Origin of the sequence: Exiguobacterium sp. s193 (genome assembly GCF_018618755.1) — a bacterium.
Taxonomy (GTDB): Bacteria; Bacillota; Bacilli; order Exiguobacteriales; family Exiguobacteriaceae; genus Exiguobacterium_A.
In genome coordinates this window covers 1-14,721 of sequence record NZ_JACSMR010000019.1, presented here as the reverse complement: position 1 = coordinate 14,721, position 14,721 = coordinate 1, and the positions used below count along the sequence as shown (strand labels likewise).

The window sequence follows — 14,721 nt, the reverse complement described above, 5'->3', positions numbered from 1 at the left end:
TTGTATCCGAAGATACGTTTTTTGCCTCATCGTTCAGTTTTCAAAGTTCGTCCGCGCCTGTTTTGGCGACTCAATTAGAATACCAAGTCTGGAACGATAAGTCAACAACTTTTTAAAAGAAGTTTTTTTCGTTCGTTTCAAGCGTGTGTCCTCTTTAGGACATGAATTAATATACCACGATAATTAGAGAGTGACAACTGTTTTATCGAAATAGTTTTAAGTTTTTTTGTTTATTCTTTTTAAGAACAGATTAAAGGCTGCAAACCACTCGGGCTCACAGCCTTCACTCGCTCATTTCATCATGATTGAAACGCGTCTTCGTTTTGCTTCGCTTATATAGAAGAAATATAACGACTCTGCTAGTTTCATTTGCGCCTCAAGATCACCATAATCATCATAACTGATCTCAAGTAGATGACGTTTCATCAAGTAGTCTTCTTTTGCTTTAGACAATTCTGTAAGGAGACGCTCATCGTATTCGTTTCGGATTTTTTTTCGAAACCAACTCATAGTTCGCGTCTTCCCTCCATCGCACGAGATAACGTCACTTCATCCGCGTACTCTAAATCTCCCCCAACAGGAAGACCATGTGCAATTCGTGTCACACGAATGCCAGTCGGTTTCAGTAAACGTGACAAGTACATTGCTGTTGCCTCTCCTTCGATGTTCGGATTCGTCGCTAAGATGATTTCCGTGATGCCTTCATCTGCTTGGAGACGCGTCAACAGACTCGACACGTTGATGTCTTCAGGTCCGATCCCTTCCATTGGACTGATCGCCCCATGAAGGACATGGTACAAACCTTGATAATCACGCATCTTCTCCATCGCGATGACATCTCGCGAATCCTGAACAACACAGACAACTGTCCGATTACGATGTTTATCTGAACAAACATAACACGGATCCTTGTCAGTTATGTTTCCACACACGCTACAATAAGAAATATCGCGTTTTGCACTGACGAGCGCCTTCCCGAACATCAACACATCATCTTCTTCCATGTCTAAGACATGAAAGGCAAGACGCACAGCCGTTTTCGGTCCGATTCCCGGTAGTTTCGTAAAACTTTCAATCAAACGACTGATTGCTTCAGGATATTGCAATTGATTTCCCCCTACAGTTTAAAACATTCCCGGCATGTTCATACCTTGCGTAAATTTACCCATTTTACTCGAAACGAGTTCATCCACTTTTTTCAAAGCATCGTTCGTCGCAGCGAGAACGAGATCTTGAATCATCTCAACATCGTCAGGATCAACCACTTCTTCTTTGATGATGACATCAATGATATTTTTATGACCGTCCGCGACGACAGATACCATTTCACCGCCGGCTGTTCCCGTTACTGTTAAATCTTTAAGTTCTTCCTGTGCTTTCGCCATATCTTTTTGCATCTTTTGCATTTGTTTCATCATGTTGTTCATGTTTCCCATACCACGCATATTTGTTCCTCCTCCAAGTAAGATTAGTCTTCAAATTCTACGATATCACCAAAACGACCGAGCGTCTCGGATAATAAACGATCGCTTTCTGATTCTTCAGCGACTTCTTTCTCTTCTATACTACTACTATTTCGCTTTGCAACAAACTCTGCTTTCAATTCATTCCAGTCTTGGTCAAGAATTGCGAGAATCTCTCGTTTGACGCCACATACTTCAAATAACGCTTCTTCGATGACGAAACGTGTTCGTTCATTCGTCATGACTTGTTCGAAGTGCCATCCTTTACCGTTATCAAACTCAATCAATAACGTATCCCCTGAACATAAGACCGGTTTACTTTCATGGACAAGCGAATAGATTGGACCGTCTTGCTTTAAGATGAGTTTTAGAATAGCATCCCAGCGCTCTTGGATTTCAAGCAATTGTGCTTTTTCTGCCCGCATCAACATTTGCCGAATCCGCTCTTTTGCGATCCGGACGGTCGGACGGGCCTGCTTCCGTTTAGCAGGTTGTGCCGCGACTTGCTCCGTTGCCGGTACGCCATTCGCTTTCAACTGGTGCATCTGTTCCTTCATTTCTCTTACTTCCTGTTGTAACGACTGGACGATTTGCCCTGTCGTCCGTCCTTGCTCCGTAATTTGAATGAAGGCAATCTCGACTAGGACACGCGGATGATTCGTCAATCGCATTTGTTGTTGGCAATCATGGAGTTGTTCGATGACGTGGAAACATGTTTCCGTTTCAATCGTTTCGACGAACTGTTTGAACTCTTCTGTCGGACGGGCACGCTCTAACAAATCAACAGCCGTCGGCGAAGCTTTTAGCAGCAGTGTATCCCGGTAAAAGAACACCAAGTCCTCGACGAACCGTTTTAAGTCTTTCCCGGCGCGCTGCATCTGCTCAAGCGTCTGCAATAATTGATCGACGTGATGATCATGAAGTGCGTTTGCAATCGCAAGCAACGCCTCATCTTCTACGGCACCCGTTACTTCGAGTACGGCAGCATCCGTCAAGTCACCATTCGAAAATGCGACGGCTTGGTCGAGTAGACTCAAGGCATCTCGCATTCCCCCGTCTGCCGCGCGTGCAATCAACCGTAACGCCGTCTCGGAGTAGGCAATTTCTTGATCGGATAAGATGAACTGCATCCGTTCAACCAATTGATCGACTTCATGGCGTTTCACGTCAAAACGTTGGCAGCGCGAAATGATGGTCGCTGGAATTTTATGTGGTTCTGTTGTCGCTAAGATGAAAATCGCATGTGCCGGTGGTTCTTCAAGCGTTTTTAGTAACGCATTGAATGCTCCTGTCGACAGCATGTGCACTTCATCGATGATATAGACTTTATATGCCGCTTCTGAAGGCGGGTATTTCACCTTATCGCGAATTTCACGAATTTCGTCGACTCCATTGTTCGAAGCCGCATCGATTTCGAATACATCCGGGCTCGACCCTTCTGTAATCGCGAGACAGGTCGGACACGCGTTACACGGTTCTTTGACAGGAGCATGTTCACAGTTGATTGCTTTTGCAATGATTTTCGCAAGACTTGTTTTCCCTGTTCCCCGCGGTCCTGAAAATAGGTAGGCGTGTGACATCCGTTCTTCCATCAATGCGTTTTGAATCGTCCGGGTGATATGTGCTTGCCCGACGACTTCATCAAATCGCTGTGGGCGATACACGCGGTATAGTGCTTGATAGGCCAAATTTGCGCCTCCTCTTTTTTAAGATCCTTGTTCTATTCTACCTAAAAAAGTCTACAACCGAAACCGGCTGTAGACTTGTTCTTTAAAAATTAAACTGCCGTGCACCATATTCTGAAATATGTTCAACATGCGTTACTTACGCAGCCTGCTCAGTCCAAGCACTCCTGCGGCACACAGAGAGCACCACTTAAGGCTGCTTCCTTCCGGACCTGACCTAGTTCATGGGTATCTGTTGCGCAGGACTCAGACGTCAACGCTACTTACGTAAGGCAGACCATACCAATCATATCCCTCGATATGGAATTCAGTCTCGCTATAGCGGATTGCGAGTGACAGGGAACCGCTACATCCCCACCTAGCACGGCAAATGATTTATCGTTTTTTAGTGGCACCCGTTCGAGTGCTTTTTCATTATACTGTTTCGTCTAAGTTGTTGCAACCCATTGCACGTTTCTTTGCTTTCTTTTTCGCACGGAGTTCGCGGAAGAACGCCGTTAACAACTCGCCACATTCTTTTTCTAATATACCGCTTGTCAAACGTGAGACATGATTAAAACGTTCATCTTGGACAAGATTCATCAAGGTTCCGCAACAACCGCCTTTCGGATCAACTGCTCCGAAGATGACGTGTTCAATCCGCGATAACATGATGGCTCCAGCACACATCGGACATGGTTCAAGCGTCACATACAGTTCGCACCCTTCCAATCGCCAGTTCCCGAGTTTTTCACACGCTTGCTCAATCGCGAGTAATTCGGCGTGTGCCGTCGCCTGATGATTCGTTTCCCGGTGATTGTACCCGGTCGCAATGACTTGATCCCCTTTGACGATGACACACCCAATCGGCACTTCCCCAATCGCTTCTGCCTTTTTCGCCTCACCAATCGCGAGCTCCATATAATATTCGTGTCGCTCCACTTTTATACACTCCCTATCTTTACAAAAATTCTCCCTCTGAAACTTCGGCAGGGGTCCCTGCTTTGTGCTAAAATATAAATTGCACTTTGCTGAACGGAGGGTAATTGAATATGTTCATAACGGTTGAAGGACCGATTGGTGTAGGCAAAACTTCACTTGCGAACGCCATCAGTCATCATTTCTCATTTTCTATGTTACGCGAAATTGTCGAAGAAAATCCCTTTCTTGGAAAGTTCTATGAGGACATCGAGGAATGGAGTTTCCAAACAGAGATGTTCTTCTTATGCAATCGCTTTAAGCAGCTCGATGATATCGAACGTCACTACCTAAGTAAACAACGCTCTGTCGTCGCTGATTATCATATCTTTAAAAACTTGATTTTTGCTCACCGCTCTCTCAAAGTAGAGCACATCGATAAATACGAACAAATTTATTCGATCTTAACGACAGATATGCCGAAACCGGATGCCGTCATCTACTTGAATGCGAGCATCGATACACTGATGAAACGTGTTGCCTTACGCGGACGCGAAGTCGAAGAACACATGTCACGCGATTATCTCGAGCAACTCGCAGCTGACTACGAAACGTTCGTCACGGAGTATCAAATCAAACACCCGGAAGTCAAAGTCATCCGTTTCAACGGCGATGAACTCGACTTCGTCAAACGCCCAGAAGACTTGGATTATGTCTTAACTAAAATCCGCAATGAATTATATGAAGGAGCGAACCACGCATGAACTCGAAGTTACGTGAAAAATACAATATTCCGGCGGATGCCGTCATTACGATCGGTGGAATGGTCGGAATCGGAAAATCGACGATCACGAACGGTCTAGCAGACGCACTCGGCTTCCGGACATCTCTTGAAAAAGTCGATACGAACCCTTATCTCGATAAATTCTATCATGATTTCGAGCGCTGGAGCTTCCACTTACAAATCTATTTCTTAGCGGAACGGTTTAAAGAACAAAAGAAAATCTTCCAATACGGTGGTGGTTTCATCCAAGATCGCTCCATCTACGAAGATACAGGCATTTTCGCGAAGATGCACTTCGAAAAAGGAACGATGTCACCAACTGACTACGAAACGTACTCCAGTTTGTTCGATGCGATGGTCATGACACCATTTTTCCCGCATCCAGACTTGTTGATTTATCTAGAAGGATCGTTTGAACAGGTCCTCGACCGGATTCGTCTCCGTGGACGCGAGATGGAACAGCAAACACCAATCGAGTACTGGGAAGAGATGTACGAACGGTATACGAACTGGATCAATAACTTCACGATTTGCCCAGTCCTTCGTTTATCCATCGATGAATATGATCTTCTCAATGAACCGGAGTCGATTGAACGTATCCTCTCGAAAATCGATAAACAACTTGAAGTCGCCCGGATTGCAAAAACACGTTGATTCATACGCAAAAGCCCCTCGACAGTCGTCGAAGGGCTTCAGCGTGTAGACAAACTCTTATGAAGCGTGAACATGCGATAACGAAAGACAATCCGGTCGCGCTTCCTTGTCTCGCCTCGTCTTCAAAGCGGCAATCTTCCGCGCCTCTACAGCAAAGCTGCAGGATCGCGACCGATTGCTTTTCGCTTTAAAAGCGATTCGAGACAGATTGCGTCCTAAACCGTCTGCATGACTGACTTTCCGTCATAGTGTTACCTAAAAAGCGTCACGTTTCGTTGACTCCTACGGGAAAAAGTGCGTGTTTAACGCACTTTTCAGAGGCAGGCAAGACCCTGCTCGTTGTCCGTTAGGACGAAGGAGCAACGGCTTGCGCCTCGCCCGAGGAAAGCAACGAAAAAAGACGCTTGATCTCCCGATGGCACTTCGTCTACAGCCTGAGCCCCTCGACAGTCGTCGAAGGGCTTTTTTTATCCTGCTGTGACTTGTTTGATTTGGTCGATGTGATGTAAATCGTGTTGTTTCATCGCACCAAGCAACTCAACAATCATCATCGTTTTTCCGTTTGATGTGAACGTATCCGTCAAACGCTCTTCCGGAATCAAATCGACGGCCCGTCTTAACAGGTCACGGCTGACTAAGAATTCATCAATCGTCAAAATCCGTTGTTGCTCGCGACTCATCTTCGCCGCTTCCTCGTTAACTTCCTGACTGTCCGGTTTCACACGGAATGGTTCATCCGCCAACATATACGGAAGACGTTCCGCCACCATGAAGCGGTCCCACGGTGACAAGTGACCTACGATTTCAGCAATCGTCCATTTCCCTTCTGCATACGAGCTCCGCCACGCGTCTTCCGGGATGTGTTCGAGATTTCGGACGAAGTCCATCGTTTCTTTATAATGATCAAGTAGTGTTTGTTTTGTGTTTGTCATATCCTTTACTCCTTCTTCCTTTTTACATGTAGCAAAACATAGCACGCGAACGGATCTCGACGCAATAAAAAAGCATCTCACACGATGTGAGATGCTCGATATAAGCGGAGTCGGTGGGATTCGAACCCACGCGGGCCTTGCGACCCCTAACGGATTTCGAGTCCGTCCCCTTCAGCCGGGCTTGGGTACGACTCCATGTTAAATGTAATTTTGGGTAAAAAAAAAGAAGTGGAGGAGGCGGTGGGATTCGAACCCACGCACGGCTTTCGCCGCCTGACGGTTTTCAAGACCGTTCTCTTAAACCACTTGAGTACGCCTCCAAGTTATATGTAGTTTTCAGGTAAAAAAAAGAAATGGAGGAGGCGGTGGGATTCGAACCCACGCACGGCTTTCGCCGCCTGACGGTTTTCAAGACCGTTCTCTTAAACCACTTGAGTACGCCTCCGTACTTATAATCGAGCAAATTGTAACGTGCTTGCCTTCCTGACATAAATTATAATAGCATCTTGGTTTTACTCTGTAAAGACCTTTTCTAAAAAAACTTTTTAAAAGTACAAAGGGGGAAGTCTCCCCCTTTTCTACTTATGCTTGAATCACTTTGAGTCCGCCCATGTATGGACGAAGTACTTCTGGAATAATAACTGAGCCGTCTGCTTGTTGATAGTTCTCTAAGATGGCTGCGACCGTCCGGCCAACAGCAAGCGCAGAACCGTTTAATGTATGCACGAATTCCGGTTTTGCATTCGCTTCCCGGCGGAAACGAATTTGTGCCCGGCGTGCCTGGAAATCTTCAAAGTTTGAACAAGAAGAAATCTCGCGGTACATGCCTTGGCTCGGCATCCAGACTTCGATGTCGTATTTCTTCGCTGCCGTGAACCCAAGGTCCGCCGTACACATGCTGAGAACTTGATACGGTAGTTTCAACCGTTTAAGCACTTCTTCCGCTTGACCAGTCAACAGTTCAAGTTGTTCATAAGACTCTTCCGGCTTCACGAAACGAACAAGCTCCACTTTGTTGAATTGGTGTTGACGAATCAGACCTCGTGTATCACGCCCGGCAGATCCAGCTTCAGACCGGAAACACTGGCTGTATGCTGCATAACCAATCGGTAATTGGCTTGCTGCCAAGATTTCGTCCCGGTGCATGTTCGTCACCGGGACTTCCGCTGTCGGCACGAGGAAATAGTTCGTCTCTTCGACTTTGAACGCATCTTCTTCAAACTTCGGAAGTTGACCTGTTCCCGTCATTGATTCGCGGTTGACCATGAGTGGCGGTAAAATTTCCGTATAACCATTTTCATCTTGATGCATGTCCATCATGAAGTTGATCAAGGCCCGCTCGAGACGTGCACCCGCGCCGCGGTAGAAGACGAACCGACTTCCTGTAACTTTTCCTGCCCGTTCAACGTCGACGATTTTTAACTGTTCCATCAAATCCCAGTGTGGGACGGCTTCGAAATCAAAGGCCGGTTTATCGCCCACTTCACGGATGACGACATTATCGTCTTCTGAAGAACCGATTGGCACACTGTCATGCGGAATGTTCGGGATACCAAGCAACAGTTGATTCAATGTCGCTTCGACTTCGCGCAACTCGTCATCAAGTCCTTTGATTTCATCTCCGACAGTCCGCATCGCGACGATTGCTTCGTCCGCATTTTCTTTATTCCGTTTGAGTTCCGCGATTTTTTTCGTCGCGTCATTTCGTTCCGCTTTCAAAACCTCAGTCCGGGCAATCAGTTCACGACGTTTTTCATCTAACGCGATGAATCGGTTCATGTCCGTCAAATCTTCCCCACGGTGTGCCAGTTTCTCTTGGATTGCGTCAAAATCTTGACGCAGGCGTTTAATATCAATCATGTGTATTCCTCCTTTTTTTCAATAAAAAAAGGCAATCCATCCCTCTCCGGTATAAAAACCGAAGAGGGACGAATCACCTTGGATCCGCGTTGCCACCCTCATTGCTAGACAGAACTAGCCAACTTTAAGACGCGATAACGGGCGTACCCGCACCTTGTTCGCAAGGTGTGCGATCCGGCTCGATTCAAGGCATCCTTCTGACTAGTTCACACCAACCACTAGCTCTCTTAACAGAATAAATTCCTTTACTTGGTCCGTTCATTGCATCGTTATGAGATTAGCTCTACTTTACACTATCCTGTTTGAGATTGACAAGCCCCGGTTTACGAATCGCATCATCAATTTTATCGGACCAGGCCGCAATCGCCCGGAATAACCGTGTTTTAAAACTCGCCAGTTCAATCCGCTCCGTACTATAAAGAAGTGATCTTGACACATCGAATCCCGGCAAATATGTTCCCTCATCCTTCACTTGAACCGTCCCGACACTTGCACCATTTTTAACAGGAGCATGGGTCACATCAAACGTAAATACGGGTGGACGGTTTGCTGCAGTTTTCGGTACCGTCACGTAGAGCGACGCATCGGTGACGACATCGTAGTCTGCCTCTTCTGCACCGCGGATCGGGAAGACACCTTTAATCCTCTCGCCTTTGCCGTAGTACGTCAGCGGTTCAAATGATGAAAAACCATAATCGAGCAATTTTTTTGTTTCTGCAAAACGTGCTTGATCGGATGTCGTCCGCATGACGACCGTAATGATTGTCATGTTATCTTTGATCGCGACACCGGCAAAACAATATCCGGCAAGATCCGTCGTGCCTGTCTTCATGCCACGCATCCCGCTATACGCATACTTTTGATTTTTCAGCATCTTATCCGAATTTTGAAGCGTCATCCCGTCAAGCTTCATCGAGGAACGGCTCGTGACGTCTAAGACATCCGGATAGTCCTTGATGAACCGGATGACAAGTAAAGCGATATCCGTCGCTGTCATCAAGTTCGTCCCCGGTAAGGCCGCATCGACGGCGTCGAGACCCGAAGCGTTTGCATATTCCGTATTGTCCATCCCAAACGTCTGCGCCGTTTCATTCATCCTTTTGACAAATTGTTGTTCCGTTCCGGACACGACTTCAGCGAGTAAGACGGCAGCGTCATTCGCCGACTTGATGAACGCTGCGTCATAGAGTTCACGGACAGTATATGTACGATTTCGTAATGGAACACGTGCTACACCTTGTGTTCCGGCAATTTTCAATACCTTTTGACTCGGTTTGATTTTTTTATTCCACGACAACTTCTTTTGTTCGATTTGACGCCGTACTAAATAGAGCGTCATCAACTTCGTCATCGATGCAGGAGGTAACGCTAAATCAGCTTGCTCTTCTAGTAACACTTTCCCTGTCACGGCATCAACCATGATATAAGATTCCGCCTTGATCGTCGGTACTTTCGCGTAACCCGTCACGGGAAGCAGACTTGTCGTCAGTACAAGGACGCTCAAGAAGAGTATGAAAAATCGTTTCATCGTTCCTCTCCTTCAGTTCATTAATATCATAAGTGTAGCATAAAAAAAGTATCCGACAGCCTGAACTGACGGATACTTTTTCTTATGAAATGACGGAAGCAGCATGATGTTGTTTTACTTTTTCGATGAAGTACCGGTGCATGCGTGTATCGTTCGTTAGTTCCGGATGAAACGAACAGGCGAGATGCATGTCCGTTTCGACGACGACGATGTCCTCTGCCACCTGTGCAAGAACCCGCGTCCCTTGATCGACCCGTTCGACATAAGGCGCCCGGATAAAGATTGCATCCACGGCTTGTTCGATTCCTTCGATGTCGACCATCGTCTCAAAGCTATCGATTTGGCGACCGAACGCATTTCGTTTCACTTTCATCGGGATGGCTTCGAGATGAGCAGCCCCTTGCTCAAGTTCCGTTGCTAATAAAATCATCCCGGCACAGGTCCCGAACATCGGTAGCGTCTTCGTCTTTTGTCGAAGCGGTGCAAGCAACGCGTAACGGTCAATCAATCGTCGCATCGTCGTGGATTCACCACCAGGCAGGACGAGTCCAGCGAGTCCTTCTAAATCTTCGGCCGATTTAATGATTCGTGTCTTTACACCGAGCGACATCAACATCTCAAGGTGCTCCCGGACCGCCCCTTGCAGACCAAGTACACCGATTACCATCCCCGTGGTGCCATCCGTTCCTCAAACGGCATCGATGTGACATCAATCCCTTTCATCGCTGTTCCGAGACCTTTTGAGAGGTGCGCGATACGTTCGAAGTCATCCCGGTACGTCACGGCTTCGACAATCGCCTTTGCGAATTTTTCCGGTTGCTCCGATTTAAAGATCCCGGAACCGACGAAGACGCCGTCAGCACCAAGGTGCATCATCAATGCGGCATCAGCCGGTGTAGCGATTCCTCCGGCAGCAAAGTTCACGACCGGTAGACGTCCTTCTTGCTGAATCAAACGCAAGACTTCATAAGGGGCACCCCACTCCTTCGCCCGCGTCATCAACTCATCCGGATTCGTATGTAAGATTTGGTTGAGCTCAGCTTGAATTTTGCGCATGTGACGGACGGCTTCGACGACATTCCCCGTTCCCGGTTCTCCCTTCGTCCGAATCATCGCCGCGCCTTCCGCGATTCGACGGGCCGCTTCTCCTAAATCGCGTGCTCCACATACGAAAGGAACCGTAAAGGTCGACTTCAACAAATGGTATTCTTCATCCGCTGGTGTCAGGACTTCACTTTCATCGATAAAATCGACCCCCATCGATTCAAGAATCCGTGCTTCGACGATATGACCGATCCGACATTTCGCCATGACGGGAATCGAGACCGCATTCACGACAGCTTCCGTGATGGTCGGATCTGCCATTCGTGCCACGCCCCCATCTCGACGAATATCAGATGGGACACGTTCGAGTGCCATGACCGCGACTGCGCCCGCTGCCTCTGCGATTTTTGCTTGCTCTGCATTGACGACGTCCATAATGACGCCCCCTTTTTGCATCTCAGCCATTCCTCTTTTCACACGATCCGTTCCTTGTTGCCGTTCCATCATTTCAATTCCCCCTCTAGATTGAATGGTCGCTCCATGCTTACGTTTAGTATAATCTCGATTGACTATTTTAAAAGTATCAGTTTATGATGAAATGAACAGGTCAGTAAAGGGAGATATGACGTATGGATATGCTATCGTTCGAGCTCATCAGAGAAGGAAATAAACCGTTGTACGAACAACTTTATCAACAAATCCGTCAAGAAATCATCGAAGGACGCTTAGCTTATGGCATGAAGTTACCGTCCAAACGAAAACTCGGACAATTCTTGAACTTAAGTCAAACGACGATCGAACTTTCCTACCAACAACTTGTCGCAGAAGGCTATGTCGAATCGATTTCGAGAAAAGGCTACTTCGTCCTCGCTTATGAGGAACTGGCCTATGTCAAAAAACAACCGGTGGCATCGAAACAACGGGTGATCGCCCCGAGCTTCATCCGTCATGATTTTCATCCGAGTAAAATCGATGGCGCTTCGTTTCCGTTTTCACGTTGGAGAAAACACGCCAAAGATGTCATCGATGAACACAATCAGTCCCTCGTCTCACTCGGACATCCGCAAGGCGATCTCGCGTTACGTGTCGAAATCGCGACCTATCTCTACCATTCAAGGGGTGTCGTCTGTTCGCCGGAACAAATCATCATCGGCTCCGGGGTCGAACAACTTTTACCACAACTGATTTTCTTGTTAGGACAAGATGTCACCTATGGCATCGAGGACCCCGGCTATCACGCGACGCGCTTAATCCTTGAGAATCATGGACGAACAGCACTCCCGATTCAAGTCGATCAAAGCGGTGTTAAAGTCTCGATGTTAAATCAGACGGATGTGGATATCATGTATGTGACCCCAGCCCACCAATTTCCGTCCGGTAGCATTTTATCCGTCAACCGTCGCCGGCAATTGGTGAACTGGGCTGCTGAATCCCCGACACGCTACATTATCGAGGATGATTACGACAGTGAGTTTCGTTATAGTGGCAAGTCGATTCCGTCACTCCACAGCATCGATAATGAACGGGTTCTCTATTTAAGTACCTTCTCAAAATCATTGATGCCGTCACTCCGGATTGGCTACATGGTCCTTCCACCTTCTTTGCTTGAGCGGTATCAGACCGAACTCTCCTATTACACATGTAGTGTGTCGCGCTTCGATCAAACGATTTTGACACGTTTTATGAAAGAAGGCGACTTCGAAAAACACTTGAACCGGATGCGAAAGGTGTATCGCCGGAAGTTAGATCTCGTCGTCAACTCGTTACGTGCCGTCTCCTCTCTCCGTCTGACGGGTGAAAGTGCCGGTTTGCATGTTGTCGTTTCTGTCGCGAACGGGATGACGGAAGAAGAATTAGTCCAGCATGCACGGGATGCCTCCATTCAAGTTTATGGTTTATCGCAGTATGCACAACTTCCGTTAGAAGCAGTCCATCCACAAATCGTCTTAGGTTTTGCGAGTCTGTTGGAATCCGACCTTGAAGAAGGGCTTGCAGCGTTGTTACAGGCTTGGCGGTTGTAACAACAGGCTCTCCGACTGTGAACAAAACCAGCTTGAACGTTTCCGTGATTTTCATAGACTATGTCGTTAAAGACTTTGAACCGCCTAATGTCACTGACCCATAAACAAAAGAAAGCCCCGCATAATCTGTGGGGCTTTCTTTTTATTGGCGCGTATAGTTCGATGCTTCTTTTGTGATTTGAATGTCGTGTGGGTGACTTTCTTGTAATCCCGCACCAGTCATGCGGATGAATTGTGTATCTTCACGTAATTCTTCAAGTGAAGCTGCTCCACAATATCCCATTCCTGAACGAATCCCACCAACGAGTTGATACACAGAATCACCGAGTTTTCCACGGTAAGCGACGCGACCTTCAATTCCTTCTGGAACGAATTTCTTATCTGCTTCTTGGAAGTAACGATCTTGACTACCACGTTTCATCGATGCTTCAGAACCCATACCGCGGTATGTCTTGAATTGACGACCTTGGTAGATTTCCATTTCGCCCGGGCTTTCTTCAACACCGGCGAGCAGACTACCTAACATGACGGCATGACCGCCAGCTGCTAACGCCTTCACGATATCGCCCGAGTACTTGATTCCACCGTCAGCAATGATCGAGACACCATGCTTGCGGGCTTCCGTTGCACAATCAAAGACTGCTGTGATTTGTGGAACACCGACGCCAGCAACGACACGTGTCGTACAAATTGAACCCGGTCCAATTCCTACTTTGATGACAGATGCGCCAGCTTCAATCAAATCGCGTGTCGCTTCTGCTGTTGCGACGTTCCCTGCGATGATTGGAAGGTCTGGATATTCATCACGAAGCTCACGTACTTTGACGAGAACACCTTCTGAATGACCATGTGCCGTATCAACGACGAGTGCATCGACACCTGCATCAACAAGGAAGCGTGCACGAATTGACGCATCCTTTGTAACGCCGACTGCTGCTGCAACAAGTAAACGTCCAAATTGATCTTTTGCTGCATGTGGATATTGTTCGACTTTTTCAATATCCTTTGTTGTAATTAACCCTTTTAATACACCGTTCTCATCAACGAGTGGTAATTTTTCAATGCGATGTTTGTGGAGGATTTGTTCAGCTTCTTCGAGTGACGTTCCGACTTTAGCTGTGACGAGTTCTTCTGTTGTCATGACGGTTTCGATGACTGTCGAGTAGTCTTTGACGAAACGAAGGTCACGGTTCGTAAGAATACCAACGAGCTTCCGTTCTGTTTCATTGTTGACGATTGGAACACCTGAAATACGGTATTTACTCATTAAATACTCTGCATCGTATACTTGGCGTTCAGGAGTAAGATAAAACGGATTCGTGATGACACCATTCTCAGAACGTTTGACGCGATCGACATGTTCTGCCTGGTCTTCCATTGACATGTTTTTGTGGATGACACCTAGACCACCTTGACGTGCCATTGCAATCGCCATCGGTGCTTCCGTTACCGTATCCATCCCTGCACTAATCAATGGGATGTTCAGCGTGATTCCTTCACATAAGGATACAGATAGATCGACGTCACGTGGTAAGACACTTGAACGACGTGGTACAAGCAAGACATCATCAAACGTCAAGCCCTCTTTAGCAAATTTATTCTCCCACATGTTTATCCACTCGCTTTCTCTTTGATAAAAGAATATTGATGTTATGGTAACAAGCAGAGGGAGGCATGTCAATGACTCCACAAATAATCAGAACAGTCTGAAGTTTCACATAACACAAAAAGACCGACCTGCGTTATGCAGATCGGTCTTTTTCAATTGCCTGGCAACGTCCTATCCTCACAGGGGGAAGCCCCCAACTACTTTCGGCGTTCAAGTGCTTAACTTCCGTGTTCGGCATGGGAAC

At 47.0% G+C, this 14,721-nt stretch carries 14 protein-coding genes, 3 tRNA genes, 1 rRNA gene, 1 other RNA gene and 1 other annotated feature; of the genes, 3 read left to right on the top strand and 16 right to left on the bottom strand.

Going from position 1 to position 14,721, the window contains the following annotated elements; translation table 11 throughout:
- Positions 1 to 291: 291 nt before the first annotated feature.
- The 6 genes from KNQ04_RS15355 to tadA all read right to left on the bottom strand — a co-directional run bounded on the left by KNQ04_RS15355 (position 292) and on the right by tadA (position 4,069).
- Positions 292 to 510, bottom strand: coding sequence for a YaaL family protein (locus tag KNQ04_RS15355; protein ID WP_029332191.1), 219 nt, complete (start codon positions 508 to 510; stop codon positions 292 to 294).
- The gene (gene recR / locus KNQ04_RS15350) at positions 507 to 1,106 is read right to left on the bottom strand and encodes a recombination mediator RecR (RefSeq protein ID WP_214851776.1); all 600 of its coding nucleotides are present in this window, start codon (positions 1,104 to 1,106) and stop codon (positions 507 to 509) included. The genes KNQ04_RS15355 and recR overlap by 4 nt, the downstream gene beginning before the upstream one ends.
- Before the next feature lie 18 nt (positions 1,107 to 1,124).
- Entirely contained in the window at positions 1,125 to 1,445 is a 321-nt protein-coding gene (locus KNQ04_RS15345) for a YbaB/EbfC family nucleoid-associated protein (protein ID WP_012368932.1), read from the bottom strand.
- Positions 1,446 to 1,468: 23 nt separating this feature from the next.
- Positions 1,469 to 3,151, bottom strand: coding sequence for a DNA polymerase III subunit gamma/tau (dnaX, locus tag KNQ04_RS15340; protein WP_214851775.1), 1,683 nt, complete (start codon positions 3,149 to 3,151; stop codon positions 1,469 to 1,471).
- A gap of 97 nt (positions 3,152 to 3,248) precedes the next feature.
- An RNA gene (gene ffs, locus KNQ04_RS15335) (signal recognition particle sRNA large type) lies at positions 3,249 to 3,515 on the bottom strand.
- Positions 3,516 to 3,562: 47 nt separating this feature from the next.
- A complete protein-coding gene (gene tadA, locus KNQ04_RS15330; RefSeq protein WP_214851774.1) occupies positions 3,563 to 4,069 on the bottom strand; it encodes a tRNA adenosine(34) deaminase TadA in 507 nt (168 codons plus the stop codon).
- Positions 4,070 to 4,179: 110 nt separating this feature from the next.
- Here tadA and KNQ04_RS15325 point away from each other — a divergent pair, with 110 nt between their 5' ends.
- Both KNQ04_RS15325 and KNQ04_RS15320 read left to right on the top strand, forming a co-directional pair.
- Positions 4,180 to 4,809, top strand: a complete 630-nt coding sequence (locus KNQ04_RS15325) for a deoxynucleoside kinase (RefSeq protein WP_088835958.1) — start codon at positions 4,180 to 4,182, stop codon at positions 4,807 to 4,809.
- Positions 4,806 to 5,483 (top strand): deoxynucleoside kinase, encoded by a 678-nt coding sequence (locus KNQ04_RS15320; RefSeq protein WP_029332186.1) that lies wholly within the window; start codon positions 4,806 to 4,808, stop codon positions 5,481 to 5,483. Before KNQ04_RS15325 ends, KNQ04_RS15320 begins: the two co-directional genes overlap by 4 nt.
- Before the next feature lie 467 nt (positions 5,484 to 5,950).
- Here KNQ04_RS15320 and KNQ04_RS15315 read toward each other — a convergent pair whose 3' ends face one another.
- The 8 genes from KNQ04_RS15315 to pdxS form a co-directional block, all read right to left on the bottom strand.
- Positions 5,951 to 6,415, bottom strand: a complete 465-nt coding sequence (locus KNQ04_RS15315) for a DinB family protein (RefSeq protein WP_214851773.1) — start codon at positions 6,413 to 6,415, stop codon at positions 5,951 to 5,953.
- A gap of 105 nt (positions 6,416 to 6,520) precedes the next feature.
- Positions 6,521 to 6,610, bottom strand: a tRNA-Ser gene (locus KNQ04_RS15310).
- Positions 6,611 to 6,644: 34 nt separating this feature from the next.
- Positions 6,645 to 6,735 (bottom strand) — tRNA-Ser (locus KNQ04_RS15305).
- A 34-nt stretch (positions 6,736 to 6,769) separates the two neighbouring features.
- Positions 6,770 to 6,860: transfer RNA gene (locus KNQ04_RS15300), tRNA-Ser, on the bottom strand.
- Positions 6,861 to 6,997: 137 nt separating this feature from the next.
- The gene (gene serS / locus KNQ04_RS15295; RefSeq protein ID WP_214851772.1) at positions 6,998 to 8,275 is read right to left on the bottom strand and encodes a serine--tRNA ligase; all 1,278 of its coding nucleotides are present in this window, start codon (positions 8,273 to 8,275) and stop codon (positions 6,998 to 7,000) included.
- A 61-nt stretch (positions 8,276 to 8,336) separates the two neighbouring features.
- Positions 8,337 to 8,546 (bottom strand) — a binding site (T-box leader).
- Positions 8,547 to 8,558: 12 nt separating this feature from the next.
- On the bottom strand, positions 8,559 to 9,803 hold the full coding sequence (locus tag KNQ04_RS15290; protein ID WP_214851771.1) for a D-alanyl-D-alanine carboxypeptidase family protein: 1,245 nt from the start codon (positions 9,801 to 9,803) through the stop codon (positions 8,559 to 8,561).
- A gap of 82 nt (positions 9,804 to 9,885) precedes the next feature.
- Positions 9,886 to 10,470, bottom strand: coding sequence for a pyridoxal 5'-phosphate synthase glutaminase subunit PdxT (gene pdxT, locus KNQ04_RS15285; RefSeq protein WP_214851769.1), 585 nt, complete (start codon positions 10,468 to 10,470; stop codon positions 9,886 to 9,888).
- The gene (gene pdxS / locus KNQ04_RS15280; protein ID WP_483299253.1) at positions 10,464 to 11,351 is read right to left on the bottom strand and encodes a pyridoxal 5'-phosphate synthase lyase subunit PdxS; all 888 of its coding nucleotides are present in this window, start codon (positions 11,349 to 11,351) and stop codon (positions 10,464 to 10,466) included. Before pdxS ends, pdxT begins: the two co-directional genes overlap by 7 nt.
- A 125-nt stretch (positions 11,352 to 11,476) precedes the next feature.
- Here pdxS and pdxR point away from each other — a divergent pair, with 125 nt between their 5' ends.
- Positions 11,477 to 12,868 (top strand): MocR-like pyridoxine biosynthesis transcription factor PdxR, encoded by a 1,392-nt coding sequence (gene pdxR, locus KNQ04_RS15275; protein WP_214851767.1) that lies wholly within the window; start codon positions 11,477 to 11,479, stop codon positions 12,866 to 12,868.
- A gap of 142 nt (positions 12,869 to 13,010) precedes the next feature.
- Here the strand turns inward: pdxR and guaB are convergent, their stop codons facing one another.
- Positions 13,011 to 14,477: an IMP dehydrogenase gene (gene guaB, locus KNQ04_RS15270; RefSeq protein WP_214851766.1), complete on the bottom strand. Its 1,467-nt coding sequence runs from the start codon at positions 14,475 to 14,477 to the stop codon at positions 13,011 to 13,013.
- 158 nt (positions 14,478 to 14,635) lie between these two features.
- Positions 14,636 to 14,721, bottom strand: a 5S ribosomal RNA gene (gene rrf / locus KNQ04_RS15265); the annotation flags it as partial.

Excerpts from the sequence above, each read along its gene's own strand:
- KNQ04_RS15355 (WP_029332191.1), bottom strand. The coding sequence starts at position 510 with ATGAGTTGGTTTCGAAAAAAAATCCGAAACGAATACGATGAGCGTCTC.
- KNQ04_RS15345 (WP_012368932.1), bottom strand. The coding sequence starts at position 1,445 with ATGCGTGGTATGGGAAACATGAACAACATGATGAAACAAATGCAAAAG.
- KNQ04_RS15325 (WP_088835958.1), top strand. The coding sequence starts at position 4,180 with ATGTTCATAACGGTTGAAGGACCGATTGGTGTAGGCAAAACTTCACTT.
- KNQ04_RS15320 (WP_029332186.1), top strand. The coding sequence starts at position 4,806 with ATGAACTCGAAGTTACGTGAAAAATACAATATTCCGGCGGATGCCGTC.
- KNQ04_RS15315 (WP_214851773.1), bottom strand. The coding sequence starts at position 6,415 with ATGACAAACACAAAACAAACACTACTTGATCATTATAAAGAAACGATG.
- serS (WP_214851772.1), bottom strand. The coding sequence starts at position 8,275 with ATGATTGATATTAAACGCCTGCGTCAAGATTTTGACGCAATCCAAGAG.
- KNQ04_RS15290 (WP_214851771.1), bottom strand. The coding sequence starts at position 9,803 with ATGAAACGATTTTTCATACTCTTCTTGAGCGTCCTTGTACTGACGACA.
- pdxT (WP_214851769.1), bottom strand. The coding sequence starts at position 10,470 with ATGGTAATCGGTGTACTTGGTCTGCAAGGGGCGGTCCGGGAGCACCTT.
- pdxS (WP_483299253.1), bottom strand. The coding sequence starts at position 11,351 with ATGGAACGGCAACAAGGAACGGATCGTGTGAAAAGAGGAATGGCTGAG.
- pdxR (WP_214851767.1), top strand. The coding sequence starts at position 11,477 with ATGGATATGCTATCGTTCGAGCTCATCAGAGAAGGAAATAAACCGTTG.
- guaB (WP_214851766.1), bottom strand. The coding sequence starts at position 14,477 with ATGTGGGAGAATAAATTTGCTAAAGAGGGCTTGACGTTTGATGATGTC.